This is a genomic window from Burkholderia sp. 9779_493 (genome assembly GCF_015712215.1).
Lineage (GTDB): Bacteria > Pseudomonadota > Gammaproteobacteria > Burkholderiales > Burkholderiaceae > Burkholderia > Burkholderia cenocepacia.
Genome location: NZ_JACCQA010000042.1, coordinates 37,149 through 63,709, shown reverse-complemented (window position 1 = coordinate 63,709; position 26,561 = coordinate 37,149). Strand labels below are relative to the sequence as shown.

18 protein-coding genes are annotated in these 26,561 nt (G+C 68.7%); 7 read left to right on the top strand and 11 right to left on the bottom strand.

What is annotated here, in order from left to right; genetic code table 11:
* Positions 1 to 195: 195 nt before the first annotated feature.
* Positions 196 to 1,707: an HDOD domain-containing protein gene (locus H0X95_RS30760; protein ID WP_006493187.1), complete on the bottom strand. Its 1,512-nt coding sequence runs from the start codon at positions 1,705 to 1,707 to the stop codon at positions 196 to 198.
* 25 nt (positions 1,708 to 1,732) lie between these two features.
* The gene (gene cdpA / locus H0X95_RS30755) at positions 1,733 to 3,475 is read right to left on the bottom strand and encodes a cyclic di-GMP phosphodiesterase CdpA (protein ID WP_012492445.1); all 1,743 of its coding nucleotides are present in this window, start codon (positions 3,473 to 3,475) and stop codon (positions 1,733 to 1,735) included.
* 278 nt (positions 3,476 to 3,753) lie between these two features.
* On the opposite strand from cdpA, the gene H0X95_RS30750 reads away from it, so the two are divergent.
* A complete protein-coding gene (locus H0X95_RS30750) occupies positions 3,754 to 4,302 on the top strand; it encodes a peroxiredoxin (RefSeq protein ID WP_006497688.1) in 549 nt (182 codons plus the stop codon).
* 85 nt (positions 4,303 to 4,387) lie between these two features.
* Here H0X95_RS30750 and H0X95_RS30745 read toward each other — a convergent pair whose 3' ends face one another.
* Complete coding sequence (locus H0X95_RS30745) at positions 4,388 to 5,017, bottom strand: SDR family oxidoreductase (RefSeq protein WP_034200810.1); 630 nt, start codon at positions 5,015 to 5,017, stop codon at positions 4,388 to 4,390.
* 268 nt (positions 5,018 to 5,285) lie between these two features.
* Between H0X95_RS30745 and H0X95_RS30740 the strand changes: the two genes are divergently transcribed.
* A complete protein-coding gene (locus tag H0X95_RS30740) occupies positions 5,286 to 6,761 on the top strand; it encodes an NYN domain-containing protein (protein WP_196446330.1) in 1,476 nt (491 codons plus the stop codon).
* 95 nt (positions 6,762 to 6,856) lie between these two features.
* Here H0X95_RS30740 and H0X95_RS30735 read toward each other — a convergent pair whose 3' ends face one another.
* Positions 6,857 to 7,240 carry a VOC family protein gene (locus H0X95_RS30735; RefSeq protein ID WP_034200808.1) on the bottom strand — a complete coding sequence of 128 codons (384 nt, stop codon included), beginning with the start codon at positions 7,238 to 7,240 and terminating at the stop codon, positions 6,857 to 6,859.
* Between the two features lie 251 nt (positions 7,241 to 7,491).
* On the opposite strand from H0X95_RS30735, the gene H0X95_RS30730 reads away from it, so the two are divergent.
* The 5 genes from H0X95_RS30730 (at position 7,492) to H0X95_RS30710 (ending at position 12,967) form a co-directional block, all read left to right on the top strand.
* Complete coding sequence (locus H0X95_RS30730) at positions 7,492 to 7,932, top strand: (2Fe-2S)-binding protein (RefSeq protein ID WP_006491242.1); 441 nt, start codon at positions 7,492 to 7,494, stop codon at positions 7,930 to 7,932.
* Positions 7,916 to 10,120 carry a xanthine dehydrogenase family protein molybdopterin-binding subunit gene (locus tag H0X95_RS30725; protein WP_058901285.1) on the top strand — a complete coding sequence of 735 codons (2,205 nt, stop codon included), beginning with the start codon at positions 7,916 to 7,918 and terminating at the stop codon, positions 10,118 to 10,120. The genes H0X95_RS30730 and H0X95_RS30725 overlap by 17 nt, the downstream gene beginning before the upstream one ends.
* 88 nt (positions 10,121 to 10,208) lie before the next feature.
* Positions 10,209 to 11,300, top strand: a complete 1,092-nt coding sequence (locus H0X95_RS30720; RefSeq protein WP_034200806.1) for a porin — start codon at positions 10,209 to 10,211, stop codon at positions 11,298 to 11,300.
* A 31-nt stretch (positions 11,301 to 11,331) separates the two neighbouring features.
* Positions 11,332 to 12,294, top strand: coding sequence for an AraC family transcriptional regulator (locus H0X95_RS30715; protein ID WP_006491252.1), 963 nt, complete (start codon positions 11,332 to 11,334; stop codon positions 12,292 to 12,294).
* Positions 12,272 to 12,967, top strand: a complete 696-nt coding sequence (locus H0X95_RS30710; RefSeq protein WP_062884651.1) for a helix-turn-helix domain-containing protein — start codon at positions 12,272 to 12,274, stop codon at positions 12,965 to 12,967. Before H0X95_RS30715 ends, H0X95_RS30710 begins: the two co-directional genes overlap by 23 nt.
* Before the next feature lie 141 nt (positions 12,968 to 13,108).
* Here H0X95_RS30710 and H0X95_RS30705 read toward each other — a convergent pair whose 3' ends face one another.
* The 7 genes from H0X95_RS30705 to H0X95_RS30675 all read right to left on the bottom strand — a co-directional run bounded on the left by H0X95_RS30705 (position 13,109) and on the right by H0X95_RS30675 (position 26,541).
* Positions 13,109 to 16,417 (bottom strand): efflux RND transporter permease subunit, encoded by a 3,309-nt coding sequence (locus H0X95_RS30705; protein WP_006490735.1) that lies wholly within the window; start codon positions 16,415 to 16,417, stop codon positions 13,109 to 13,111.
* A gap of 3 nt (positions 16,418 to 16,420) precedes the next feature.
* A complete protein-coding gene (locus tag H0X95_RS30700; RefSeq protein ID WP_060263104.1) occupies positions 16,421 to 19,540 on the bottom strand; it encodes an MdtB/MuxB family multidrug efflux RND transporter permease subunit in 3,120 nt (1,039 codons plus the stop codon).
* Positions 19,541 to 19,555: 15 nt separating this feature from the next.
* The gene (locus H0X95_RS30695; RefSeq protein WP_006497680.1) at positions 19,556 to 20,929 is read right to left on the bottom strand and encodes an MdtA/MuxA family multidrug efflux RND transporter periplasmic adaptor subunit; all 1,374 of its coding nucleotides are present in this window, start codon (positions 20,927 to 20,929) and stop codon (positions 19,556 to 19,558) included.
* 255 nt (positions 20,930 to 21,184) lie between these two features.
* The gene (locus tag H0X95_RS30690; RefSeq protein WP_006497679.1) at positions 21,185 to 22,009 is read right to left on the bottom strand and encodes an IclR family transcriptional regulator; all 825 of its coding nucleotides are present in this window, start codon (positions 22,007 to 22,009) and stop codon (positions 21,185 to 21,187) included.
* 625 nt (positions 22,010 to 22,634) lie between these two features.
* The gene (locus H0X95_RS30685; protein WP_196446329.1) at positions 22,635 to 24,599 is read right to left on the bottom strand and encodes a PhoX family protein; all 1,965 of its coding nucleotides are present in this window, start codon (positions 24,597 to 24,599) and stop codon (positions 22,635 to 22,637) included.
* A 159-nt stretch (positions 24,600 to 24,758) separates the two neighbouring features.
* On the bottom strand, positions 24,759 to 25,952 hold the full coding sequence (locus H0X95_RS30680) for an ammonium transporter (protein WP_006483862.1): 1,194 nt from the start codon (positions 25,950 to 25,952) through the stop codon (positions 24,759 to 24,761).
* Positions 25,953 to 26,205: 253 nt separating this feature from the next.
* On the bottom strand, positions 26,206 to 26,541 hold the full coding sequence (locus H0X95_RS30675; RefSeq protein WP_006493329.1) for a hypothetical protein: 336 nt from the start codon (positions 26,539 to 26,541) through the stop codon (positions 26,206 to 26,208).
* Positions 26,542 to 26,561: the final 20 nt, after the last annotated feature.

Sequence of the window (26,561 nt, the reverse complement as noted above, 5' to 3'; positions counted from 1 at the left end):
CCGTAACGGTGAGCAAGTGTCTTGGTGCCGGCCTCTCCAGCCAGGTACGCCTGAACCACTCGACGCCGAAAACGTTCGTCGTACTTCGTCATGAAAAACACCCCAAAGGTTGGATCTAGTCCAACTTCGTGGGGTCAGTTCAGATGCGGCCGGTTTGCTTTTGGGGAAGCGAAAACGCCGGAGGCGCGCCGGCCGTCAGCCGGCCGGCGCGGGAAAGAACCGCCCCAGTTCGCGCGCGAGTTCGTTGAGCACCGCCATCTCCTGCTGCGAGATCTTGCGCGCGGGTTGCGCGCCGGCCCAGTCGCCGTACAGCAGCGCGACGGTCGTCGTGCCGACCCGCACGGGCAGCAGCACGAACGCGCGCGTGTCGTCGAACGCGTCGAGATACCACGCGGGCAGGCGCTTCACCATCTTCGGCTCCTGCGCCTGCTCGATGAAGATGCCGACCGAGTTCGTGATCGCGAGATGAAACACGTCCGGCTCGAAGCGCTCGTCGAAGCGTAGCCGGTCGAGCGTCGTATCGACGCCGGGGCCGAAGCCGAGGCGCGCGGCGAACGTGCCGTCGTCGTGACGCACGAACATCACGGTGCGCGTGAACGCGAGGCCGGCCAGCAGGCTTTCCGACGCGAGCGCGAGCACCGGCGTCAGCACGTGCTCGGACGGCAGCGCGCGCAGGTCGGCCAGGCCGGCTTCGAGGCAGGCCTCGGGTTCGGCCTGCGCGCGTGCGATCGCATCGGCGTTCGCACGCAGCTCGACGATCTCGCGCATCACGGTGTCGCTCGCTTCCTCGCGCGCGAGGCGCTCGGCGATCTCGACGAGCGCCTCGGATTCCATGTCCAGCTCGGCGCCGTAGTGCTGCGCGAGCGCCGCGATGCGCGCGTCGCGCTGCGGGCTGGCGGGCATGACGAGCGCGCCGGCGACGTCGGTCGAACAGCGACTGACCGCGCGCAGCCAGCGGATGCGCTCGGCCGGGCCGTCGTCGGCGGCCGGCTCCGCGTGGCGGGCGTCATCGTCTTCGTCGTCGAACGCGTCGGCGTGCGCCGCGTGATCGTCGTCGGCCATCCCGGCACGGATCACGTCGGGCAGCCGCCAGCGCGCGGCCGCCTCGAGGCCGATCTCGTCGAAGCCGACGCCGAGCACGTCGACGCAGGCCGCCGATTCGTCGCCGTTCAGCTCGGCCGCGCGGCGCCGGATGCGGTCCCACTCGCTGTCGAGATAGCAGACCACCAGCAGCTTGCCGACCTGGCGCATCAGCGTGCAGACGACGGCTTCCTCGCCCGAGCGCAGTTCGGCGCGCTCGGTGAGCTTGCGCGCGACGCAGCCGGACAGCAGCGCGCGGTTCAGCTCCAGCTTCGCGTCGATGCGCCGCGGCGTGCTCTGGTGGAAATGGTCGACGAGCTTCAGCCCGACCACGAGATGGCCGACGGCGTCCATGCCGAGCACCATCAGGGCGCGGGTCACGGTGGTGATGTTGCCGCCGAACGCCATGTACATCGCGGAGTTCGCGAGCCGCAACACTTTCTGCGTGAGCGCGAAGTCCGACAGCACGACGCGCACGAGCGCGGTGAAGTCGAGGTCGTCGTTCTTCATCGCGGCCATCGTCGCGCGCAGCGATTCCGACAGCAGCGGGAAATCGCCCCGTTCGTTCATCCGGGCCCACAGCTTGTCGAGCAGCGCGGTGCGGGGCAGGTATTCGGTGGTTGACATACGGATCTGTCCGGTTCGCCGCGCGTCAGGCGGCGGCGTGCAGGTGCAGCTGCTGCGCCTCGAAGCGCCGCGCGAGCTCCTCGGACGGCAGCGCCTGGCAGACGAGCCAGCCCTGGATGTGATTGCAGCCCATCTCCGTCAGCAGCTCGCGCTGCGCCTCGGTCTCGACGCCTTCGGCGACGAGCTCGAGATCCAGTGTCTGCGCGAGGCCGACCACCGCCGACACGATCGCGCGATCGTTGCGCGACGTCAGCAGGTTCTCGACGAAACTGCGGTCGATCTTCAGCTTCGCGAGCGGGAAGCGCTGCAGATAGGCGAGGCTCGAATAGCCGGTGCCGAAATCGTCGATCGCGAAGCGGATGCCGAGATCGGTCAGCTCCTCGAGCAGCACCTTCGCGTGCGCGGGGTCGTGCATCAGCAGGCTTTCGGTGATTTCGAGCACGATGCGGCGCGGGTCGATGCCCGTCAGCGCGATCGCCTCGCGCACGCTCTGCGTGAAGCGCGGATCGCGGAACTGCTGCGGCGACACGTTGACCGCCACGTATTGCAGCGCGAGCCCCTGGCCGTCCCAGGCGACGAGCTGCATGCACGCGGCCTTGAGCACCCAGTTGCCGAGGTAGTTGATCAGGCCGATCGATTCGGCGAGCGGGATGAAGGTGGCCGGCGGCACGAGGCCGTGCACCGGATGGCGCCAGCGGATCAGCGCCTCGACGCCGACCACCGCGCCCGACTGGCTGCGCGTGATCGGCTGGAAATGGAGCGAAAACTCGCCGTTGCGCACGCCGTCGTACAGGTCGGCTTCGAGCTTGAGGCGTTCGGCGTCGGCCGGATCGTCGACGGGCGCATGGAACGCGAGCGCGTTGCCGCCCGACGCCTTCGCCTGCGAGAGCGCGTGGTCGGCGCGGCGCAGCAGCGGGCTGTGGTGCTGCGCCCGATGCGGCGCGGCACGTTCGTCGGGGTAGAGCGCGATGCCGATGCTCGCGGACAGGTGCACGGTCTGCCCGTGGTACACGTAGGGCTCGCGCACCGCGGCCTGCAGCCGGCGCGCGAGCGCGTCGGCGGCCTGGCTCGCCTGCGCGCGGTCCGGTGCGTTCAGCACGACCGCGAACTTGTCGCTCGCGACGCGCGCGAGCCGTTCGTTCGGCGTGACGAGCGCCTTCAGCCGCTGCGCGGTCTCGCGCAGCAGCGTGTCGCCCGCGTCGTAGCCGAGCGCGCGGTTGATCCGCTGGTAGTCGTCGAGGTCGAGCAGCAGCAGCGCCGCGCAGGTGCCGTGCTCGTCGGCGGTCTGCTGCGCGCGCATCAGCGCCGGCACGAGCGCGGACAGGTTGTCGAGGCCCGTCATCGGGTCGTGGTGCATTTCGTACGTGAGGCGTGCCTCGAGCGCGCGCCACGACGACACGTCGAACGCCGCGATCGCGAAGCCGTCGACGCCGTGGTGGCGGCTCTTGAACGCGCGGATCTCGACGTCCAGCGGGTAGGTGAGGGACTTGACGATGCACATCGTCGCCTTCTCGACCTGGCCGGAACGGGCGGCGCGTGCAAGCAGCCCTTCGAGCGCCGGGGTATCCTGTTCGGCAATCAGGTCGCGCAGCGTCAGCGTGTGCAGGTAGTCGCGGTGGTAGCCGATGAAGCGCAGGCTGGCGTCGGACACATACAGAAAGCGCAGCTCGCGGTCGACATGGGCGAGGAAATCCACCGTGCCGACCGTCTGTTCCAGCCAGTTGCGCACGGAATCGTCGCGGCGCGGCGCGACGGCGCGCGCGGGCATCAGCGCGCCGCCCGACCGAGCGAAGCGGCGCAGCGTATGCAAGGCGCTGCGCCAGGAGCCCTTGCGTGACGTCTGTTTCCTGTTGGCTTCCATGTTTCTCGCTGACGTGAAGGGCTGGAACCGGTTGTCCGGAAGGAATAACGGCAGACTGTCAGAAATCTTTAACGGGCCGGCCGCGCGCGGGGCTGTCGCGGTCCGGATCAACGAGGCAGGTGTTCGTCAGGCGAACGCCTGAGGGGCCTGCATCGAGGCTGACTTTATAAGAAATGAGGACGCAGATGAAGCGAAAACTGTTGCTGGGCGCCATGGCGGCGCTGATGGCCGGCCATGCGCTGCTGGCGCAGGCGGAACTGAAGCCGGGCGCCGCGGCGCCCGATTTCACGACGCAGGCGTCGCTGGGCGGCAAGACTTACACGTACTCGCTCGCGGACGCGCTGAAGCAGGGGCCGGTCGTGCTGTATTTCTATCCGGCGGCGTTCACGAAGGGTTGCACGATCGAGGCGCATGCGTTCGCGGACGCGGTCGACCGTTACAAGGCTTACGGCGCGACGGTGATCGGCGTGTCGGCCGACAACATCGACACGCTGACGAAGTTCTCGGTGAGCGAGTGCCGGAGCAAATTCCCGGTCGCGGCCGACCCGGACGCGAAGATCATCCGCGAATACGACGCGAAGCTGCCGGCGCTCGACCGGGCGAACCGCGTGTCCTACGTGATTTCGCCGGAAGGGAAGATTCTCTACGAATACACGAGCCTGTCGCCCGACAAGCATGTCGAGAACACGCTTGCCGCCGTGAAGGCGTGGGCCGACGCGCATCCGAAGCAGTAAGCGGCTGCCCCGCGCATGAAAACGGCCCGTCGTGCGGGCCGCGGGCACGGGCATGCGCCGCCTGCCGGCGGCGCGCAACGGGCCGTCATGCGCGCAACGCCTGCTCGATCGGCACGCTGCCGCCGACGAAGCCGACGATCTTGCGCGAAATGCCGAGCTTGATCGCCTCGATCGCGGCCCATGCCACGTCCTGGCGCGACACGGGCGGCGCGGGATCGAGCCACGTATCGGTCAGCGCGATCTTGCCGACGCCCGGATCGTCGGTGAGCGGGCCCGGGCGCAGGATCACGTAGTCGACGCCCGATGCGATCACGCGGTCGTCGCCTTCGCGCTTCATCTGCGAATAGTGGTGCAGCGCGTCCGGCCCCTGCTCGGGCCGGTACGCGGACAGCGAGCTGACCACCACGAGCTTCTGTGCGTTGTAGGCGAGCGCGTAGTCGGCCGCGCGGGCCACCGCGTCGCGGTCGACCTGCTCCTCTTCGGTCGCGCCGTCCGATTCGGCCGAGCCGGCCGCGTAGATCACGTGCGTGATGCCCTGGAAAGCGTGCGAGAAATCGTTCGTCAGATCGGCCTCGACGACCCGTGCGCCCGCCAGCGCATAGCCGTGCCGGCGCACGAGCGCCGTGACCTCGAACTCCGGCTGCTTGAGCAGCAGATCCGCGCAGGCCTGGCCCGTCCGGCCGGTCGCGCCAATCAGCAGTACCTTCGTCGTCATGAAACCGCTCCTTGCTCGATGCGTCATCCATCCAGATAGGGACGGACGACCGATAACTCAAGTGTAATGTCGAATTGACCCGGCGGCGGGCGCGTAATAAGGGGCGTACCGGCATCGGGCGTACCGGCTCCCGGCGCACCGGCATGCGCGGCCGGCGGTCATTCATTCACACGGATGCGGGAATGACGCGCCGACCGGCTATCATGTGCGCGATGCATTTTTCGCCGCCACGTGTGAATAACGCGGCGGCCCACCGGTTGGAGTACACATGGCATTACCCCTGGACAACGTCAGCATGGCCGTGTTCTGCGACTTCGAGAACGTCGCGCTCGGCGTGCGCGACGCGAAGTACGAGAAATTCGACATCAAGCCCGTGCTGGAGCGCCTGCTGCTCAAAGGCAGCATCGTCGTGAAGAAGGCCTATTGCGACTGGGATCGCTACAAGGGCTTCAAGGCGTCGATGCACGAAGCGAGCTTCGAGCTGATCGAGATTCCGCACGTGCGCCAGTCGGGCAAGAATTCGGCCGACATCCGGCTCGTCGTGGACGCGCTCGACCTCTGCTACACGAAGTCGCACGTCGATACGTTCGTGATCATCAGCGGCGATTCGGATTTTTCGCCGCTCGTGTCGAAGCTGCGCGAGAACGCGAAGAAGGTGATCGGCGTCGGCGTGAAGAAATCGACGTCGGACCTGCTGGTCGCGAACTGCGACGAATTCATCTTCTACGACGATCTGGTGCGCGAGCAGCAGCGTGCGCTCGCGAAGCGCGAACAGCAGCAGCGCGCGGGCAACGGCGGCGCGAAGCGGCCGGACGAGCCGTCGCGCAAGCACGACATGGACGCGCGCAAGGCCGAGGCGATCGCGCTGGCGGTCGAGACCTTCGACGCGCTCGCGTCGGAGCGCGACGACGTCGGCAAGATCTGGGCGTCGGTGCTCAAGAGCGCGATCAAGCGCCGCAAGCCGGATTTCAACGAGTCGTATTACGGGTTCCGCGCGTTCGGCAACCTGCTGGACGAGGCGCAGGCGCGCGGCCTGCTCGAAGTGGGGCGCGACGACAAGTCGGGCGCGTTCGTGTCGCGGGCCCGCCAGTCGGCGGCCGCCGAGCACGTTGCGGCGGGCGGTGAGGGCGGCGCGGCGCACCACGGCGGCCACCATGGCACACGGGCGGCGGAGCCGGTACCGGCCGGCCGCGAGGCGCGCCGTCGCGGGCAGCGGACGGAATCGGTCGTTCACGAAAGCGCGCAGGTCGAGGCGGAAGACGCGGAGCTTGCCGAGGTCGCCGACGCGGCGCCGGCCGACACGCCCGAGACACCCGAAGCACCCGCGGTGGCCGACGCGCACGGCGACGCGAAGGATGGCCGCAAGCGCGCGCGCAAGAGCGCGGCGAAGAAGACCGGCGCGAAGAAGGGCGCGGCCGCGAAGGCCGCCGATCGCCACGCGGCCGGCCAGCCGGACACCGCCGCGCAGGGCGACACGCCGCATGGCGGCGATGCGCACGCGCACGGCCAGCATGCGGACGAACCGCATCGCGACGCAGCGCATGACGAGCGGCACGCCGAGCCGGCGCCTCGCGCTTCCGGCGCTCGGGACGACGCCGCGCAACCGTCGCACGGCGTGGCGCCGGTCGAAGCAACCGTCGACGCGACTCCCGAAGCACCGGCCGCCGCGAAGCCGAAGAAGCCGGCCCGCAAGGCGGCGCCGCGCGCGCGTCGTCCGCGCAAGACGACGGCCGCCGCCGAGTAACGGCAGCCGGCGGCAGCCGGGGCAGTCGTCCGGGTTTCGTCCGCAACCGGGCGACACCCGCGCCGTCCGGGCCGGCGCCATGCCGGCCTGTCGCGCTAGCCGTTCAGCACGTACGGCTGCGTCATCACTTCGAGGAAGTGACCGTCCGGGTCGTCGAAGTACACGCCGCGTCCGCCGTTGTGGCGGTAGATGTCACCGGCTTGCCGCTTCGCCGGATCGGCCCAGTGCGGCAACCCGCGTTCGCGAAGGCGCGCGAGCACGCGATCGAAGCCGGCCTCGTCGATCAGGAACGCGTAATGCTGCGACCGGATTTCCCCCGCCTGTTCGTAAAAATCGAGCGACACGCCATTGTCGAGCGCGACGACCAGCATCGCGCCGAACGGCGTCGGCGGCGGCAATTCCAGCAGTTCGGTGAGGAAGCGGCTCGACGCATGCTTGTCGCGGCACCAGACGATCGTGTGGTTGAGCTGGACGTTCATGGCGGGTTCCCGGGAAGGGGACGGCGGTGGGCATGGACACACGATAGCCGATCGCGGCCCGTCCGCAAGCCGGGGCCGCGGCGAACCGGGCGGCACGCGCCATTCGTCGGCTGAAACGATCTGGACGAACGGCTACTTTTTCGGGAGCAAAGGTCATTGGCGCCGCTTTTTGCGCCGCCAAGAATTCCTGTCAAGCCATCGCCGTCATCCGCCGGATGACGAACGGGCGATGCGCAACAGGGAGACAGACGATGCGCTTCATGCTGAACGGCCAGCCGTTCGATTTCGACGGCGATCCCGATACGCCGCTCCTGTGGGTCATTCGCGACTCGGCCAGACTGACGGGCACCAAATACGGCTGCGGCATCGGCGCGTGCGGCGCCTGCACCGTGCATCTCGACGGCGAAGCCGCGCGCGCGTGCGTGCTGCCGGCGGCGAGCGTCGCGGGCCGCGCGATCACGACGATCGAAGGGCTGTCGCACGACCGCTCACATCCGGTGCAGCGCGCGTGGATCGAGAAGGACGTGCCGCAATGCGGCTATTGTCAGTCGGGGATGGTGATGGCGACGGCCGCGCTGCTCGCGCGCCACCGCAAGCCGACCGACGCGCAGATCGACGCGGCCGTCACGAACCTGTGCCGCTGCGCGACCTATCAACGCATTCGCGAGGCGATCCATGTCGCGGCCGGCTGACGCGGTGCGGGCGCAGCCCGTGCCGAACGCGGCGCGACGCGTGTTCCTGAAGGGCGGCGTCGCGCTGGCGGGCAGCCTGCTGCTGCCGCTGGCATTCGGCGACGTCGTGCAGGCGGCCGGCGACGGCGCGCGCTTTCGCGAGATCAACGACTGGGTTCGCGTCGACGCGGACGGCCGGACGATCATCGGCTTGTCGCAGGCGGAAGTCGGGCAGGGCGTCCATACCGGGCTGCCGCAGGTGCTGGCCGACGAGATGGATGCCGACTGGCGCAGCGTGACGGTCGAGTTCGTCACGGGACGCGACGCGTACCGGATCGATGCCGCGAACGAGGCGCCGCAGCAATTCGTCGGCGCATCGATGTCGGCGACGATGTTCTACATGCGGTTGCGGATCGCGGGGGCGCAGGCGCGCTCGGCGTTCCTGCGGGCCGGCGCCGCGCGGCTCGGCGTGCGCGACACGCAGTGCGTGACGCGCGACGGCCGCGTCATCCATCCGCCGAGCGGGCGTTCGCTGTCGTACGGCGCGCTCGTCGACGACGCGGCCAGGCTGCCGCACGATCCGCAGCCGCGCCTGAAACCGGCTTCCGCGCACACGCTGATCGGCCGTCCGCTGCACAAGCTCGACGTGCCCGCGAAGGTCGACGGCAGCGCGATCTTCGGCATCGACGTGCAGGTGCCCGACATGCTGGTCGGCGCGCTGACGATGGCGCCGACGCTGAACGGCAAGCCGAGCGCGGTGAAGAACCGCGACGCATTGCGCGCGATGCCGGGCGTGGCGGACGTCGTGGTCGCGAAGGACGCGGTGATCGTCGTCGCGCAGACCTACTGGCAGGCGAAGAAGGCGTGCGACGCGGCGGACATCGTGTGGGACGCGGGCCCGACGCCGGCATTCGACAGCACGACGATCCTCGCGCAGCGCAAGGGCGCGCTGCAGGCGGAGCACGCGGTGGTCGCGACGCAGATCGGCGAGCCCGGGCGCCATCTCGCCGAGTCCGGCAACGTCGTCGAAGCCGACTACCACACGCCGTACATCGTTCACGCGACGATGGAGCCCGTCAATGCGACCGTGCATGTGCGGGCCGGCGAGATCGAGGTCTGGGGGCCGATCCAGGGGCAGGACAAGGTGCGCTGGACGCTGTCGGCGCTGTTCGGCGTGCCGGCCGAGCGCGTGATCGTCAACACGACGTTTCTCGGCGGCAGCTTCGGCCGCAAGTACGTGCCCGATTTCGTCGTGCATGCGGCCGTCGCGTCGAAGGCAGTCGGGCGGCCCGTGAAGGTGATCCGCTCGCGCGAGGACGACATCCGTCACGGCTTCTACCGGCCGTGCGCGTCCGCGCGGTTTCGCGCGGCGCTCGGCCGCGACGGCCTGCCGGTCGCGCTGCATGCGCGCGTCGCCGGCCATTCGCTGTATGCGGCGATCAAGCGCGACCGCTACGACAAGGCGGGCGGCTGGGACGAGACGATGCTCGACGGCCTGTACGACCTTTGCTACGACGTGCCGAACCTGCTGGTCGATTCCGTCACGGTGATGCAGCCGATCCCGGTCAGCTTCATGCGCAGTGTCGGCAGCACGTCGACCGTGTTCTTCCTCGAAAGCTTCGTGAACGAGCTCGCGCATACGGTGCGGGCCGACCCGGTGCAATACCGGCGCGCGTTGCTGAAGCACGATGCGCTCGCGCTGCGCGTGCTCGATGCGACGGCCGCGCGCGCGAACTGGTTCGGCCGCGCGCCGGCCGGCCTGTCGCGCGGGGTCGCGTATTCGCTGTACACCGGGCGCGGCGGCGCGTTCAGCACGTACGTCGCGGCGGTCGCCGAGGTGCGCGTGACGCGCGGCAGCGTGAGGCTCGAGCGGATCGTGTGCGGGATCGACTGCGGCCGCGCGATCAATCCGCTGCTGATTCGCGAGATGGTCGAGGGCGGCGTCGGCTTTGCGCTCACCAACACGTTCAGGAGCGAAATCACGTTCGAGCACGGCGCGGTCGTGCAGCGCAATTTCGCCGACTATCCGCTGCTCGGCCTGGCCGCGATGCCGAAGATCGAGGTGGTGATCGTCGACAGCGACCGCGATCCGCAAGGCTGCGGCGAGGTCGCGTTGCCGCCCGTCGCGCCGGCGGTGGCGGATGCGATCTGGCGCGCGACCGGCGAGCGGCCGCGTTCGATGCCGTTCGATACGCCGCTCGCGACCTGAACGACCCGATATCCCCCACCGGCCGGCGGCGCCCCGCGCGTCGCCGGTCAATAGCAAGCATAACTACACGATTGGTCTGGAGACTTCGATGAAAACCTTTCGCACGGCCGCGACGGCCGTCTCGTTCGCGGCCGCCGCCGCCGCATCGCCGGGCGCGCAGGCGCAGGGCAGCGTGACGCTGTACGGCATCGTCGACACCGGCGTGCAGTACTACAACCATGCGGCCGGCGGCGGCGCGGTCGCCGGCATGCCGTCGCTGACCGGCGAAGTGCCGTCGCGCTTCGGGTTGCGCGGCGTCGAGGCGCTCGGCGGCGGCTACCGCACGTTCTTCGTGCTCGAAAACGGCTTCGCGCTGAACTCGGGCGCGCTGAACTACGGCGGCCGCCTGTTCGGCCGGCAGGCGAACGTCGGCATCGATTCGCCGTACGGCACGCTCACGCTCGGGCGGCAGATGAACATGTCGATGCTCGTGCTGCTCAACGCCGACGTGATCGGCCCGTCGATTCATTCGATGGCCAGCTTCGACAGCTATCTGCCGAACGCGCGCAGCGACAGCGCGATCGGCTATCTCGGCCACTTCGGCGGCGTGACGCTCGGCGGTACGTACAGCACCGGGCGCGATGCGGCGGGCCCGGCCGGCCCGTCGGCCACGAACTGCGCGGGCAACGTGCCGGGCGACCCGGTCGCCTGCCGGCAATACACGATGATGGTCGCGTACGACGCACCGCAGTTCGGCGTGGCCGCATCGTACGACGTGATGCACGGCGGCACGGGCGCGTCGGCGCCGCTGTCGAGCCCAGGCTATACGGACACGCGCACGATCGTCGATGCGTACGTCAAGCTCGGCATCGCGAAGCTCGGCGCGGGCTGGATCCGCCGCAACACGGCGGCCGCGGCCCACGGCCAGTCGGACCTCTTTTTCGCGGGCGGCACGGTCTACGCGACGCCGGCGCTATCATTCGACGCACAGGCCGTGCGCTATCTGCTGCGCGGCCGCTACGACTCGAACCTGTTCGTCGGGCGCGCGAATTACAGCCTGTCGAAGCGCACGCTGGTCTATACGTCGGTCGGTTACATGACGAACAGCGCGTTCGGCACGTCGGCGGTGGCGGCAGGCGGCACGGTCGGCACCGGCCGCAACCAGGTCGGCGCGATGGCGGGCATCCAGCAGCGCTTCTGATGCGGCGGCGCGCTCCACGGAGACTTCGACGATGACGACCGATCTTCTCAGCGACGTGCTGACCGACCTGCGGGCCGATGCGGTCGTCACCGGACGCTTCACGCTGAGCGCGCCGTGGGCGATCCGCAAGCCGGCCGTCGCGGGCGCGCCGTTTCGCACCTGCGCGGGCAGCCCGTTCTTCCTGGCGGTCGCGGGCGCCGCGCCCGTGCACGTCGAGCCGGGCGACTTCGTGCTGCTGCCGCACGGCGACGAGCACGTGATGGCGTCGTCGCTCGACGTGCCGCCCGTGCCGTTCGACACGCTGATGGCCGACAAGGGCATCCGGCCGCGCTTCGATACGCCGCTCGAGTTCGTCGCGGGCGGCGGCGGCGCGACCAGCGAGCTCTATACGGGGATCGTCGTGTATCGCGACATCGTGCGCAGCCCGCTGTTCTCGGTGTTGCCGACGCTGATCCACGTGCGCGCCAACGATGCGGCCGTCGCGCCGTGGCTCGCGAGCACGCTGCAGAGCTTCATCCAGGAATCGATGGCGTGCCAGCCGGGCTGGGCGGTCGCCGCGACGCGCCTGGCCGACGTGCTGTTCGTGCAGTTGCTGCGCGCGCATCTGCAATCGTCGGCGAATCATACGGGCTGGCTGCGTGGCCTCACCGATCCGCAGATCGGCCGCGCGATGGCGCTGATGCATCGCGACCCGCGGCGCAACTGGCAGCTCGCGAGCCTCGCGGCCGAGGCCGGCATGTCGCGTTCGCGCTTTTGTGCGCATTTCGCCGAACTCGTCGGCGAGACGCCGATCGGTCATCTGACCGCCTACCGGATGTATCTGGCGAGCGGCGAGCTCGCGAACGGCAAGCTGCGCCTGATCGAGATCGCCGAGCGGGTCGGCTACACGTCGGAGAAGGCGTTCGCGCGCGCGTTCCATCGCTGGTCGGGGATGGCGCCGCGCCGCTATGCGCGCAACGCACGGGACCTGTATGACCTTGCACGACATGGATGACCGCGCGTTGCGCCATTGGGTGCCGGCGCTCGCGCGCGGGCTCGCGATTCTCGAAGCGGTCGCGGCCGGGCCGTCGCTCCCGACCGCCGCGGACCTGGCGACGCGGCTCGACGTGCCGCGCAACTCGATCGCGCGGTTGCTGAGGACGCTGGTCCGGCATGCGTTTCTGGTCGTCGATCCGCACGGCCGCTATCGGCCGGGGCCGGCCGCCGCGCGGGTCGCGGCCGCGTATCTCGGCGCGCGGCCGGAGGTCGCGCACGCGCAGCCGGTGCTGGACGCGTTGTGTGCGCGCAGCGGGCTCGCCGCGCAGTTGCTCGGGCGGGATGGCGCGGAAGTCGTCGTGCTCGCGCAGGCGGCGCCCGACGGGGCCGCGTGCCTCGTCACGCGCGTCGGCGCGCGGTTCGCGGGGCGGATAGAGGACGCTGCGGACGACCAAAGCGACGCGGCCGACGCGGGTGGTCGGCCCGTCCGGCGGTTTGGCCGGCAACGCGCGTCGTGGCAGGAGGCCGGCATCGTCGCGATGCCGGTGGATGCGGGCGGGGCGCTCGCGATCGGCGTCGCGCTCGATGTGCCGGGCGACGCGCGATGGCGGCGGATACCGGCAATGATCGACGACGCGGCGCGGCGCCTGGCGGACGCGCTGGCCGATCCGGCCGAGGCCGAGCGCCGCTGAGCGCCGTCGGCCGTCGTCGCGGCCCACCGGCATGGATGCCGGCTGCGCGCGATCTTCGCGGCGGCGCGGGCCGACGGCCGGGGCGGGGCGGTACGACATGCCCCGCCCCGTTCGCGTCCGGCCGCTCGCCGCTACTTGCCGTTACTCGCCGGCGACCGCCGGCCCGCCGGTATTGCCGCGGCGGTTGCGGCGCTTCTCGGCCCATACGCGGAACCGGTCCATGTACAGGTAGACGACCGGCGTCGTATAGAGCGTCAGCACCTGCGACATGACCAGGCCGCCGGCGATCGCGATCCCGAGCGGCGCGCGCAATTCGGCGCCGTCGCCGTTGCCGAACGCGAGCGGCAGCGCGCCGAGCAGCGCCGCCATCGTCGTCATCATGATCGGGCGAAAGCGCAGCAGGCACGCCTCGTGGATCGCGTCGAACGACGACTTCCCTTGGTTGCGCGTCTGGTCGATCGCGAAGTCGACCATCATGATCGCGTTCTTCTTCACGATGCCGATCAGCAGGATCACGCCGATCAGCGCGATGATGCTGAACTCGGTCTTGAACAGCAGCAGCGCGAGCAGCGCGCCGACGCCGGCCGACGGCAGCGTCGACAGGATCGTGATCGGATGGATGTAGCTCTCGTACAGGATCCCGAGCACGATGTAGACGGCCAGCAGCGCGGCGAGGATCAGGATCGGCTGATCGTTCATCGACTGCTGGAACGCCTGCGCGGTGCCCTGGAAGCTGCCGACGATCGTCGGCGGAACCCCGACCTGCGCCATCGTCTGGTAGATCACCTGCGTCGCCTGCGACAGCGACACGCCCGGCGGCAGGTTGAACGAGATCGTCGTCGCGACGAACAGCCCCTGGTGGTTGACCGACAGCGGCGTCGTGCTCGGCCCGAAGGTCGCGATCGCCGACAGCGGGATCATCGTCGACTTCGACGTCGACACCGACGCGCCCGACGACGCGCTCGACTTGCCGCTCGCCGCGATCGAGTTGAGCGCCTGGTTGCGCGCCGAGTCGGACGCGATCGCCGCGGCGCTTTGCGCGGCCGTGCCGGCGCTCGACGTGCCGGCCGAGGTCGCGACGAAGGTGCCGGCGGCCGCGTTGGTCGTCTGCGAGCCGTTCGCGCTGCCGCCCGACGTGCTGATCCACACCTGGTTCAGCATCTCCGGGCTCTGCCAGTATTTCGGCGCGACTTCCATCACGACGTGGTACTGGTTCAGCGGGTTGTAGATCGTCGAGACCTGGCGCTGGCCGAACGCGTCGTACAGCGTGTTGTCGATCTGCGCGGGCTTGATGCCGAACCGCGCGGCCGTCGCGCGGTCGATCGTCACCATGGCCTCCATGCCGCCTTGCTGCTGGTCGGAGTTCACGTCGGTCAGCTCGGGGCGCTTCTGCAGCGCCTCGGTCAGCAGCGGCCCCCACTTGTACAGGTCGGCGGTCGAATCGCCGAGCAGCGTGAACTGGTACTGCGCGTTGCTCTGCCGGCCGCCGACGCGAATGTCCTGCGCGGCCTGCAGGAACGTGCTCGCGCCGGCCACGTCCGCCAGCCGCGGGCGCAGCTGCTGGATCACCTGGTCGGCCGACAGCTTGCGCTCGGTGCGGTCCTTCAGCGTGACGAACATGAAGCCGGAGTTGGTTTGCGTGCCGCCGGTGAAGCCCGCGACGCTCTTCACGTTCGGGTTGGCCTGCACGATCCGCATCATCTCGGAGAACTTCAGCTTCATCGCCTGGAACGACGTGGACTGGTCGGCCCGAATGCCGCCGATCATCAGCCCGGTGTCCTGCTGCGGGAAGAAGCCCTTCGGCACGACGACGTACAGGTACACGTTCAGCCCGATCGTCGCGAACAGCGTCAGCAGGATCAGGAGCGGCCGGCGCAGCGCCCACGACAGCGAGCGCTCGTAGCCGCGCTGCAGGCGCGCGAAACCGCGTTCGAGGAAACGCCCGAAGCGGCCCTCGCTTTGCGGGTCGTGCTGTTCGGGCAGCAGGCGCGCGCACATCATCGGCGTGACCGTGAGCGACACCGCGAGCGACACGGCGATCGCGAGCGACAGTGTCAGCGCGAACTCGCGGAACAACCGCCCGACGATTCCGCCCATCAGCAGGATCGGCAGGAACACCGCGACGAGCGAGATGCTCATCGACAGCACCGTGAAGCCGACTTCGCGCGCGCCGTCGAACGCGGCCTGCATCCGCGGCTTGCCGTTCTCGATGTGCCGCGAGATGTTCTCGAGCACGACGATCGCATCGTCGACGACGAAGCCGGTCGCGACGATCAGCGCCATCAGCGACAGGTTGTCGATCGAGAAGCCGAGCAGGTACATCGCGCCGAACGTGCCGATGATCGAGATCGGCACCGCGACGCTCGGGATCAGCGTCGCGCGCCAGTTGCGCAGGAACAGGAACACGACCATCACGACGAGGCTGACCGCGATCAGCAGCGTATGCTCGGTGTCCTTCAGCGATGCGCGGATGGTGGTCGAGCGGTCGAGCACCGGCGTGACCGTGATGTCGGCCGGCAGCGACGCGGTGAGCTGCGGCAGCGCCGCGCGCACGCGGTCGATCGTGTCGATGATGTTCGCGCCGGGCGAGCGATAGAGGATCACGAGCACCGCGCGCTTGCCGTTCGACAGGCCGAGGTTGCGCAGATCCTCGACCGAATCGACGACGTCCGACAGGTCGGACAGCCGCACGGCCGAGCCGTTGCGGTAGGCGACGACGAGGTCGCGGTATTGCGACGCCTGGGACGCCTGGTCGTTCGTGTAGAGCTGGTAGTGCTGCGGGCCGAATTCGATCGCGCCCTTCGGCGCGTTGGCGTTCGCGGACGCCAGCGCCGCGCGCACGTCCTCGAGGCCGATCCCGTAGTGGAACAGCGACTGCGGTTCGAGCTCGACGCGCACGGCCGGGTTCGCGGAGCCGCTCACGGTGACCTGGCCGATCCCGTCGATCTGCGACAGCGACTGCTGCAGCACCGTGGACGCGGCGTCGTACAGCTTCGCGGGCGACGACGTCTCCGACGTCAGCGACACGATCATGATCGGCGAATCGGCCGGGTTGACCTTGCGGTACGTCGGGTTGCTCTTCAGCGCGGCGGGCAGGTCGGCGCGCGCCGCGTTGATCGCGGCCTGCACGTCGCGCGCGGCGCCGTCGATGTCGCGGTTCAGGCCGAACTGCAGGATGATCCGCGCATTGCCGACCGTGCTCGTCGACGTCATTTCGGAGACGTCCGCGATCGAGCCGAGGTGCCGCTCGAGCGGGCTCGTCACGCTGGTCGCGACCGTTTCCGGGCTCGCGCCCGGCAGCGACGCCTGCACCGAGATCGTCGGGAAGTCCACCTGCGGCAGCGGCGACACCGGCAGCTTGATGAACGCGAACAGGCCCGCGAGCGCGACGCCGAGCGCGAGCAGCGTCGTCGCGACGGGGCGGGTGATGAAGGGGCGCGACAGGTTCATCGGTTATGCGCCCGTGTGCTTGCCTGCATCGGCGCCCGGCCCGTGCCGTTCGAACCAGCCGCGCACGCGGCGCGCGAGCGAATCGAAGCCGAGGTAGATCACGGGCGTCGTGAACAGCGTCAGCACCTGCGACACGATCAGGCCGCCGGCGATCGCGATCCCGAGCGGCTGGCGCAGCTCGGAGCCCGCGCCGGAGCCGACGATCAGCGGCACCGCGCCGAGCAGCGCGGCGAGCGTCGTCATCAGGATCGGCCGGAAGCGCAGCAGGCAGGCCTGGTAGATCGCCTCGCGCGGCGGCTTGCCTTCGACGCGTTCGGCCTCGAGCGCGAAGTCGATCATCATGATCGCGTTCTTCTTCACGATGCCGATCAGCAGCACGATGCCGATGATCCCGATGATGTCGAGGTCGTGCCCGGTGATCATCAGCGCGAGCAGCGCGCCGACGCCGGCCGACGGCAGCGTCGACAGGATCGTGATCGGGTGGATGTAGCTCTCGTACAGCACGCCGAGCACGATGTACATCGTGACGACCGCCGCGAGGATCAGGAACAGCTGGTTCGACAGCGACGCCTGGAACGCGAGCGCCGCGCCCTGGAAGCGCGTCTGGAACGAGCCGGGCAGGCCGATGTCCTTCTCGGCGGCCTCGATCGCCTTGACCGCTTCGCCGAGCGACGCGCCCGGTGCGAGGTTGAACGAGATCGTCGTCGACGGGAACTGCGACAGGTGCGCGACCAGCAGCGGCGACGGCCGCTCGTGGAACGATGCGATCGACGACAGCGGCACCTGGCCGCCGCCGGCCGACGGCAGGTAGATGTCGTTCAGCGATTGCGCGTAGTGCTGCTCCTTCGGCTCCGATTCGAGAATCACGCGGTACTGGTTCGACTGCGTGAAGATCGTCGACACGATGCGCTGGCCGAACGCGTCGTACAGCGCGTTGTCGACGGTCGCCGGCGTGATGCCGAAGCGCGCGGCGCTCGCGCGGTCGATCTCGATGTACACCGACTGGCCGTTGCTCTGCAGGTCGGTCGCGACGTCGGCGAGCGACGGCTCCTGCTGCAGCCGCGCGACGAGTTTCGGCACCCAGGTCGCGAATTCTTCCGAGTTGGGGCTCGTCAGCATGAACTGGTACTGCGTCGGGCTGACCGTCGAGTCGATCGTCAGGTCCTGCACCGGCTGCATGAACAGCGAGATGCCGGTGATGTTCGACACGCGCTGCTGCAGGTCGCGGATGATCTGCGCGGCGGTTTCGGTGCGTTCGTCGCGGGCCTTCAGGTTGATCAGCATCCGGCCGCTGTTCAGCGTGATGTTGCTGCCGTCGACGCCGATGAACGACGTGAGGCTGTCGACGTTCGGATCCTTCAGGATTGCGGCCGCGAGCGCCTGCTGGCGTTCGGCCATCGCGCCGTACGAGATCGACTGCGGCGCCTGCGTGATCGCCTGGATCACGCCGGTGTCCTGCGCGGGGAAGAAGCCCTTCGGCACGAACACATAGAGCAGGGCGGTCAGCCCGAGCGTCAGCAGCGCGACGACGAGCGTCGAGCGCTGGCGGTTCAGCACCCATTCGAGCGCGACCGCGTAGCGCGCGATCACCCAGTCGATTGCCCGGTGCACGCGCGCCTCGAAGCGGTGGCTCTCCGGCGGCGGCGAATGGCGCAGCAGCTTCGCGCACATCATCGGCACGAGCGTGAGCGACACGATCGCCGAGATCACGATCGTCACCGCGAGCGTGATCGCGAATTCGTGGAAGAGGCGCCCGACCACGTCGCCCATGAACAGCAGCGGGATCAGCACCGCGATCAGCGAGACCGTCAGCGAGATGATCGTGAAGCCGATCTGCCGCGAGCCCTTCAGCGCGGCCTCGAGTCCCGATTCGCCTTCCTCGACGTAGCGCGCGATGTTCTCGATCATCACGATCGCATCGTCGACGACGAAGCCGGTCGCGATGGTGAGCGCCATCAGCGACAGGTTGTTCAGCGAGAAGCCGGCCATGTACATCACCGCGAGCGTGCCGATCAGCGACAGCGGCACCGACAGGCTCGGGATGATCGTCGCGTAGACGTTCGCGAGGAACAGGTACATCACCAGCACGACCAGCGCGACCGCGAGCAGCAGCTCGAACTGCACGTCGCGCACGGCCGCGCGGATCATCGTCGTGCGATCGGTGACGATCTCGACGTCGAGCGCGGCCGGCAGCGTTTCCTGCAGCTTCGGCAACTGCGCCTTGATCGCGTCGACGGTCGCGATCACGTTCGCGCCCGGCTGGCGCTGCACGTTCAGGATGATCGCCGGGTCCGCATTCACCCACGCGCCGAGCTTGGTGTTCTCCGAGCCGGCGACGACCGTCGCGACGTCGGTCAGCATCACCGGGCGGCCGTTCTTGTACGCGACCACCGCGCTGTTGTACTGGTCGGCGCTCGTCAGCTGGTCGTTCGCGTTGATCGTGTACGCGCGCGTCGGGCCGTCGAAGTTGCCCTTCGGCGTGTTGACGTTCAGGTTCGAGATCGTCGTGCGCAGGTCGTCGAGGTTCATCCCGTACTGCGCGAGCGCGGTCGGGTTCGCCTGGATCCGCACGGCCGGGCGGTTGCCGCCCGACAGGCTGACGAGGCCGACGCCGGCGATCTGCGAGATCTTCATCGCGAGGCGCGTGTCGGCCAGGTCCTGCACCTGCGTGAGCGGCAGCGTCTTCGACTTGACGGCGAGCGTCAGCACCGGTGCATCGGCCGGGTTCACCTTCGCGTAGATCGGCGGAGCCGGCAGGTCGGACGGCAGCAGGTTGCCGGCCGCGTTGATCGCGGCCTGCACTTCCTGTTCGGCGATGTCGAGCGGCAGGTCGAGCGAGAACTGCAGCGTGATCACCGACGCACCGGCCGAGCTTTGCGACGACATCTGGTTCAGCGACGGCATCTGCCCGAACTGGCGTTCGAGCGGCGCGGTGACCGACGACGTCATCACCTCCGGGCTCGCGCCCGGGTAGAAGGTCTGGACCTGGATCGTCGGGTAGTCGACCTCGGGCAGCGCGGCGAGGGGCAGAAAGCGCAGCGCGACGAGGCCGGCCAGCATGATCGCCGCCATCAGGAGGGCGGTGCCGACCGGCCGGAGAATGAAGAGGCGGGATGGATTCATCGAGCGGCCCGCGCGTTACTGGGCCGCGGGGGCCGCGGCTTGCGACGCGCCGTGCCGGTGTCCGCCGCGATGGCCGGCTGCACCGGACGCAGCCGATGCGCCCGACGCCGCGCCGGCGCCGTGCGCGCCCGAGGCGCCTTTCGGCTTGTCGGCCGGAATCGAGATCTTCGAGCCTTCGCGCAGGCGGTCCGAGCCGTCGGTCACCACACGCTCGCCGAGCGTCACGCCGCTGACGATGCTCGTGCGTTCGCCGTCGACCGGGCCGATCGTGACCTTGCGCACGGTCACCGTGTTGTCGGGCTTCACGACGTACACGAACTGGCCGATCGAGCCGGTCAGCACCGCGGAGGTCGGCACGATCGTCGCGTTGCGCAGCACGTCGACGAGCAGCCGCGTGTTCACGAACTGATTCGGGAACAGCATGCCTTCCTTGTTATCGAAGTTCGCGCGCAGCTTGACCGTGCCGGTGCTCGTGTCGATCTGGTTGTCGAGCGTCGCGAGCGAACCCGTCTCGAGCGGCACCGTGTTGTTGCGGTTGTACGCGGTGACCGACAGCTTCCGGCCCGCGTTCACCTGCTTGAGGATCTGCGGCAGGTTGTCTTCCGACGTCGTGAAGATCACGCTCATCGGCTGCAACTGCGTGATCACGACGATGCCGTTGGTGTCGCCCGGCGTCACGTAGTTGCCCGGGTCGACCTGGCGCAGGCCGACGCGGCCCGACACCGGCGCCGTGATGCGCGCATACGTGAGGTTCAGTTTCGCGGAATCGATCGCGGCCTGGTCGGTCTTCACCGCGCCTTCGTACTGCTTGACGAGCGACGCCTGCGTATCGACGGTTTGCGACGCGATCGAGTCCTGCGACAGCAGCGTCTGGTAGCGCTTCAGGTCGAGGCGGGCCGTCGCGAGCAGCGCCGCGTCGCGCGCATGCGTGCCTTCGGCGTTCTCGAGCGCGACCTGGTACGGACGCGGGTCGATCTGCGCGAGCACGTCGCCCTTCTTGACGATCTGGCCTTCCTGGAACGACACCGATTGCAGATAGCCCGACAGTTGCGTCTTCACCGTCACGTTCGCGAGCGGCGTGACGGTGCCGAGCGCGGACAGCACGATCGGCATTTCGCCCTGCGTCGCGGTGGCGACCTGCACCGGCTGCGGAACGTTCGCCATCGCGGCGGGGCCGCCGCGGCCGCGATGGCTGCCAGCGGCCGCGCTGGCGCCCGCGCCTTGCGCTGAACTGCCTGCCGCGGGCGTGCGGTTCCACGGATGCCACCACAGCAGGCCGCCGATGACGACGACCGCGACGGTGCCGAGCAGCAGCGTGCGGCGCGGGCGCCGTGCGGCGGCGGGCGCGGGGTCTTTCGAAGGGGGCGTGGGCTTTTGTTCGTTATCCATCGTGTTCTGTCAGGAAGACGGCGCGGCGTGCCGGAAATCGGACTGCTGGGCTGCGCGTGGGCGTGCGGGTGACGGGACGGGGCGGCCCGGCTCGGTCCGGGGCCCCGCCGATCCGCGCGGGAAAAGAGCGGTGCGCGCCGCGAATGCGGCGCGACGATGGGCATGATCCTACGTGCCGTCCCCGTTACAGTCCAGCGGTCTATCTTTCAACGGGTTACGGTCGTTACAGAACGCGACACGGCGATGACGAAACGATTACACGCCGATGCGCCGGGCCGGCGCGCCGCCGATTTCGCGGGTGATTTTCGCGATGCATTCCTGCAGCGCGGGCACCACGTGTTCCTGCAGCCATTCGGGCGGGCACTGGTGCGACGCGCCGCCGCAATTCACCGAATAGCGTTGACCCGACGGGCCGACGAAACCGGCCGCGACCGCATTGAGGCCCTCGCGCCATTCGCCGATCGCGATCGCATGGCCGTCGCGCATCGCTTCGTCCAGCGCGGGCGTGAGGCGAGCGGACACGTGCGGCCAGTCGTCGCCGGCGGTGGTGCGCAGCGATTCGAGCAGCAGGCGACGCTCGTCGTCCTCCAGCGCGGCGAGATACGCGCGGCCGACGGCCGTACGCGCGATGTCCATCCGCGAGCCGATCTCGAGGCGCGTGACGAGCACGGCCGAGCGCGGGCGGATCACGTCGATCGCGACCATGTCGAGGCGGTCGCGCACCGCGAGGTGCACGGACAGCGACGTGCGTTCGGCCAGCTCGATCATGAACGGCCGCGAACGCGCGCGGATGTCGAAGTTGCGCAGGAAGCCGTGGCTCAGTTCGAGCACCGACGCGGTGAGCACGAAGCGCTCGCTGTCGGGCAACTGGAACAGGAAGCCGGCGCTGACGAGCGTCGCGGTGATGCGCGAGACGGTCGGCTTCGGGATGCCGGTCAATTCGGTCAGTTCGCGGTTGCTGACGGGCGCGTCGGCAGCCGCGATACGGCGCAGCACGGCGAGGCCGCGGGCGAGGGCGGTGATCTCGTCGGGTGACGATTCACGGTCCCGCGACGCGGGAGGGGTTACAGTTGTCGACACGAGGGATTCTCTCTAATTCCGAAACTCGATTTCAATTTTGTTGGTATTGTAGGACTATTGTCAAAAGATGCATGTTCCGTGGGTGAACCGGTCATTGGATGAGATTTTACGGGTTCACCCTTGGTTTATTAGGAAAACGCTCAAATGAGCGTTGCCGGAAAGTGCATGAACCGGTGCAAATACCGCTTGACTTGTCGGGCGGAAACGGAAAGAATGTCTCACGTTTTCGAAACATCGTTTCAAGAGTTTAACCGGCAACGATGTTTCGCGCAGTCTCTCAGGTTCTAGCACGGCCCTCGGAATGGCTAGAACTTTTTTAGCGCCACGGTCTCCGTGGCGCTTTTTTTTGCCTGTCTTCCGACGGTCCGCCCGGACGCGTCGGCCCGTATTATCTCCTGATCGCCACAAATGCCCGTCCGGGCCAGTTTCGCGCGTGCTGGCACGCGCGATGGGCGCCGTCTGCACGCTTCCCGCACGCAAAAAAAAGCGCGACGCCCGCAGTGGGCATCGCGCGTGAAACGGCGTGGAGCGCCGACGAATGAACGGTGATGAAGAAAGGACGCCCGGTTAGGGACGCCCGGTCAGGGACGCCCTGCAGGGCGCAACGCCCCCTCGCGCGAGGCGGTCAGTCCTTCGCGAGCTTGATGCTGGTCTGCTCGGCCGTCAGGTAGCCGACGCTGGCGCCGAAGCGATCCTTGTAGTTCGCGCGCACGAGCGGGTCGAGCGTCGGCTTGACCTTGTCGTGCAGCGGCGCTTCCCAGTCGCCCGCATGCTGGAAGTTGCTCATGATGTAGGTCCAGCCGTTGATCTCGTCGACCGCGTGCAGGCCTGTCGATTCGGCGCCGGCCGGGCACGACAGCACGCGCGCGAGCGACTTCGTGTCGACGTTGTAGGCCCACAGGAAGTTATTCACGTGCATGCCCGAGTCTTCGCCGATGAACAGCGTGCGCAGCTTTTCGGAGAACTTCAGGTTGTCGGGGTTCGCGATCTTGTCCGGGTTCGCGAGGTTGCCGAGCGCATCGGCCGCGGCGAGGTCCTCGCCGACCAGCGCGGCCGGCGCGCCCATGTCGACCGGCACCCATTCGCTGTCGATCGCGCCGCCCGCCGTGTCGCGCTGGCCGGCCTTCAGGTTCAGCGCGTAGACGGCGCCCGCGGCGATCTTCTTGTCGACCGCGACGTCGCGCGACACCGCGTTGCCCTTGACCATCGACGTTTCGATCCGCGACATCGCCGTGTAGACGATCTTGTCCTTCGCGTTCACGGTCGTGCCTTCGAGCTTCGTGAACGCCATGCTGCCGCCGAGCAGCGCCGCGTAGCGGTGCGTCTCGAGGAACGCCGCCGCCTTTTCCATCCCCGGCTTCACGCGCATCCAGTTGAACTTGCCGCCGAAGTGGATCTTCGCGTAGCTCGCATCGTTCGGATCGGTGGTCACCAGGTCCATGATGTCCGACGCCTTCAGCGTGTTCGCGAGCGTTTCGATCTCGCCGCTGGTCGCGTGGCCGATCTTGATCCACGTGAGCGTCGCGGTGCCGGCGCCGGCGGACGACGTCTGCGTCCACTTCGCGACGTACAGCGTGCCGGCCGACAGGTCGGCCGCCTTGTCGGCGACGAACATGAACAGGCCGCCGTTGGTCGCGTCGTCGCCCATCATCACGGTGCGCTGGTCGGGCATCACCTGGATCAGCTCGTGCGAGATGCGGCCGAGGCAGTAGTGCTTCTTCACGGTGCCGGTGCCGTCCGGGTTCACGGTGATCTCGGGCAGGTGGCCGTAGTGGTAGGGGTTCGCCTTCGTCTCGTCGCCGAACGTGTTCTTGCTGAACGCCTTGAACTGCGCGTCGGTCGCGGCCTTCGTCGCGTCCGGCTCGTATTCCTCGCTCGACAGGTGCGTGCCCCACGGCGACAGGCTCGCGCCGCAGGTGATCCACAGGCCGTGCGCCTTCGACGTGTCGACGTTGTGGTACTTCACGACCTTCAGCGCGCCGGTGGCCGGGTCCTGGTCGAGCGTGAGCACGGCGATTGGCGACGGCAGCTGGCCGTACTGCGACGCGCTCGCCTGGTCGCGCGTCGTGTATTCGAACTGCACGACCGCGAACACCGTGTTGCCCTTCACGCCCGGCACGTTCGCGTTCTTCAGCGTCAGGAGCGAGCTGCCGTCCGGGCAGTCGGAATAGAACTGGCGCTCCTTGCCGGCGACCGAGCGATCGATGATCGGCTGGTTGTTGATGTCGTAGTAGCCGCCCGCGAGCGTCGTGCCGCCCTTGCCGTCCGGCACCATGTCGCCCGTCACGAAGAACGGCCGGTACGCGAGCTTGAAGTTGCGCGACGAGCCGTCCGAGAATGACACCGACAGCGTCGAGCCGACCGTCGTCGTGGCCATCGCGGCCGCGTTGTCGAGCGTCGGCGCGGCCATCGCCGAGAATGCCGCCGACGTATAGGCAGCGGCGACCGGGGCCGGCGTCGACGCGGGATCGTCGTCGCCGCCGCAACCCGTCAGCAGGGCCGGCAGCGCGAGGCCGGAAAGGGGAAGCATCGGCGCGCCGGCGAGGATCTTCAGGGCCTGACGACGGGAAGCATTGGGCAACGCGGGCATGTGGAGTCCAGTTTCGGTTGTTGGAAGAATGGCCTTCGCGAAGCGGGCGAGCGGCAAGCTCCGCGAAGGCATATTGAAAACTGGACGGAAGTGTAAGGACGCTAGATGAAAGTTTTTTGAATTGAAAACGTAATGACGCGTCCGGGGGCGTTCAGCGGGTCAATCGCGCTCGGGCGTGGCCGAGATGCGGTGGATCGACAGGTCGGCGCCGTCGAATTCGGCTTCGCGGTCGAGACGCAGGCCGACGGTCGCCTTCAGCGCGCCGTAGACGAGCGTGCCGCCCGCGCTCGCGAGTGCGATGCCGCCGAGCGTGCCGACGAGCTGCGACAGGAACGACACGCCGCCGAGGCCGCCGAGCGCCGGCTGCCCGAACACGCCGGCCGCGATGCCGCCGAGCGCGCCGCACATCCCGTGCAGCGGCCAGACGCCGAGCACGTCGTCGATGCGCCAGCGGTTCTGCACGCAGGTGAACATCGCGACGAACAGCGCACCGGCCGCGGCGCCCGTGACGAGCGCGCCGATCGGGTGCATCACGTCGGAGCCCGCGCATACCGCGACGAGGCCCGCGAGCGGCCCGTTGTACGTGAAGCCCGGGTCGTTGCGGCCGGCCATCCATGCCGCGAGCGTGCCGCCGACCATCGCCATCAGCGAGTTCACCGCGACGAGGCCGCTGATCTTGTCGAGCGTCTGCGCGCTCATCACGTTGAAGCCGAACCAGCCGACCGCAAGCACCCAGGCGCCGAGCGCGAGGAACGGGATGTTCGACGGCGGGTGCGCGGCGATCCGGCCGTCCTTCGCGTAGCGGCCGTGGCGCGCGCCGAGCAGCAGCACGGCCGGCAGCGCGACCCAGCCGCCGAACGCATGCACGACGACCGAGCCCGCGAAGTCGTGGAACGGCGCGCCGAACGCGTGCGTGAGCCAGGCTTGCACGCCGAAGCGCTCGTTCCACGCGATCCCTTCGAAGAACGGATAGATGAAGCCGACGATGATCAGCGTCGCGACGAGCTGCGGGTTGAACTTCGCGCGCTCCGCGATGCCGCCGGACACGATCGCCGGGATCGCCGCGGCGAACGTCAGCAGGAAGAAGAAGCGCACGAGCGCGTAGCCGTTGTGCTGCGACAGCGTGCCGATGTCGTCGAAGAATTCGACGCCGTACGCGATCGTGTAACCGATGAAGAAATACGCGAGTGTCGACACCGAGAAGTCGACCAGGATCTTCACGAGCGCGTTGACCTGGTTCTTCTTGCGGACCGTGCCGAGTTCGAGAAATGCGAAGCCCGCATGCATCGCGAGCACCATGACGGCGCCGATCAACAGGAACAGGGTGTCGACGCCGGATTTCAGACCATCCATGCCGTTACTTCCTTGCGCAAAAAACGGGCAAGGAATGCAAGTATCGAGCCAACCTGGTGAACGACTGCGTGAAATTGGTGCCCGGTTGCCGCGCGATGCGGCATTCCGGTGAATCGCGCACGGGATCGGGGCGTGATCGAGGGCGAGCGACGGCGGTGCCGGCTGCACGCACGTGGTGCGGCGCGTGCTGAACTGGTGCGTACGACGAACGAAGCGGTGCGCGGCGTGCGCGGTCACGCACCGATCTGGCGCGTCAGTGGCGCGCGAACAGCGCGGGCGGCCGGCGCAGCCGCAGCGCGCACGCCGACCAGTAGGCGGCGACGGTCGCCAGCCCGAGCGCGGCGAACGCGAGCGCCGCGAAGCCCGCGAGCGACTGGCCGTCGCCGTCGGCGCCGAGGATGCCTTGCGCGACGATCAGCGCGGCCGTCCAGAAGCCGATCACGGCCTGCGTGAGCAGACGCGCGCACGCGATGCGGCGCGGACGCCCCGATTCGGCGAGGCGGCGCGCCGACGGCGCACGCAGGCACAGGAACAGGGTGGCGGCGAGCAGCGCGGCCAGGACGATGAGCCAGTCGACGAGGAAAGCCATAACGAGGAAAAGTGGGGGAC

Coding starts and splice junctions, on each gene's coding strand:
- H0X95_RS30700 (WP_060263104.1), bottom strand. CDS start 19,540: ATGAATCCATCCCGCCTCTTCATTCTCCGGCCGGTCGGCACCGCCCTC.
- H0X95_RS30715 (WP_006491252.1), top strand. CDS start 11,332: ATGACGACCGATCTTCTCAGCGACGTGCTGACCGACCTGCGGGCCGAT.
- H0X95_RS30695 (WP_006497680.1), bottom strand. CDS start 20,929: ATGGATAACGAACAAAAGCCCACGCCCCCTTCGAAAGACCCCGCGCCC.
- H0X95_RS30740 (WP_196446330.1), top strand. CDS start 5,286: ATGGCATTACCCCTGGACAACGTCAGCATGGCCGTGTTCTGCGACTTC.
- H0X95_RS30720 (WP_034200806.1), top strand. CDS start 10,209: ATGAAAACCTTTCGCACGGCCGCGACGGCCGTCTCGTTCGCGGCCGCC.
- H0X95_RS30680 (WP_006483862.1), bottom strand. CDS start 25,952: ATGGATGGTCTGAAATCCGGCGTCGACACCCTGTTCCTGTTGATCGGC.
- H0X95_RS30685 (WP_196446329.1), bottom strand. CDS start 24,599: ATGCCCGCGTTGCCCAATGCTTCCCGTCGTCAGGCCCTGAAGATCCTC.
- H0X95_RS30750 (WP_006497688.1), top strand. CDS start 3,754: ATGAAGCGAAAACTGTTGCTGGGCGCCATGGCGGCGCTGATGGCCGGC.
- H0X95_RS30710 (WP_062884651.1), top strand. CDS start 12,272: ATGACCTTGCACGACATGGATGACCGCGCGTTGCGCCATTGGGTGCCG.
- H0X95_RS30705 (WP_006490735.1), bottom strand. CDS start 16,417: ATGAACCTGTCGCGCCCCTTCATCACCCGCCCCGTCGCGACGACGCTG.
- H0X95_RS30735 (WP_034200808.1), bottom strand. CDS start 7,240: ATGAACGTCCAGCTCAACCACACGATCGTCTGGTGCCGCGACAAGCAT.
- H0X95_RS30725 (WP_058901285.1), top strand. CDS start 7,916: ATGTCGCGGCCGGCTGACGCGGTGCGGGCGCAGCCCGTGCCGAACGCG.
- cdpA (WP_012492445.1), bottom strand. CDS start 3,475: ATGCCCGCGCGCGCCGTCGCGCCGCGCCGCGACGATTCCGTGCGCAAC.
- H0X95_RS30745 (WP_034200810.1), bottom strand. CDS start 5,017: ATGACGACGAAGGTACTGCTGATTGGCGCGACCGGCCGGACGGGCCAG.
- H0X95_RS30730 (WP_006491242.1), top strand. CDS start 7,492: ATGCGCTTCATGCTGAACGGCCAGCCGTTCGATTTCGACGGCGATCCC.
- H0X95_RS30760 (WP_006493187.1), bottom strand. CDS start 1,707: ATGTCAACCACCGAATACCTGCCCCGCACCGCGCTGCTCGACAAGCTG.
- H0X95_RS30675 (WP_006493329.1), bottom strand. CDS start 26,541: ATGGCTTTCCTCGTCGACTGGCTCATCGTCCTGGCCGCGCTGCTCGCC.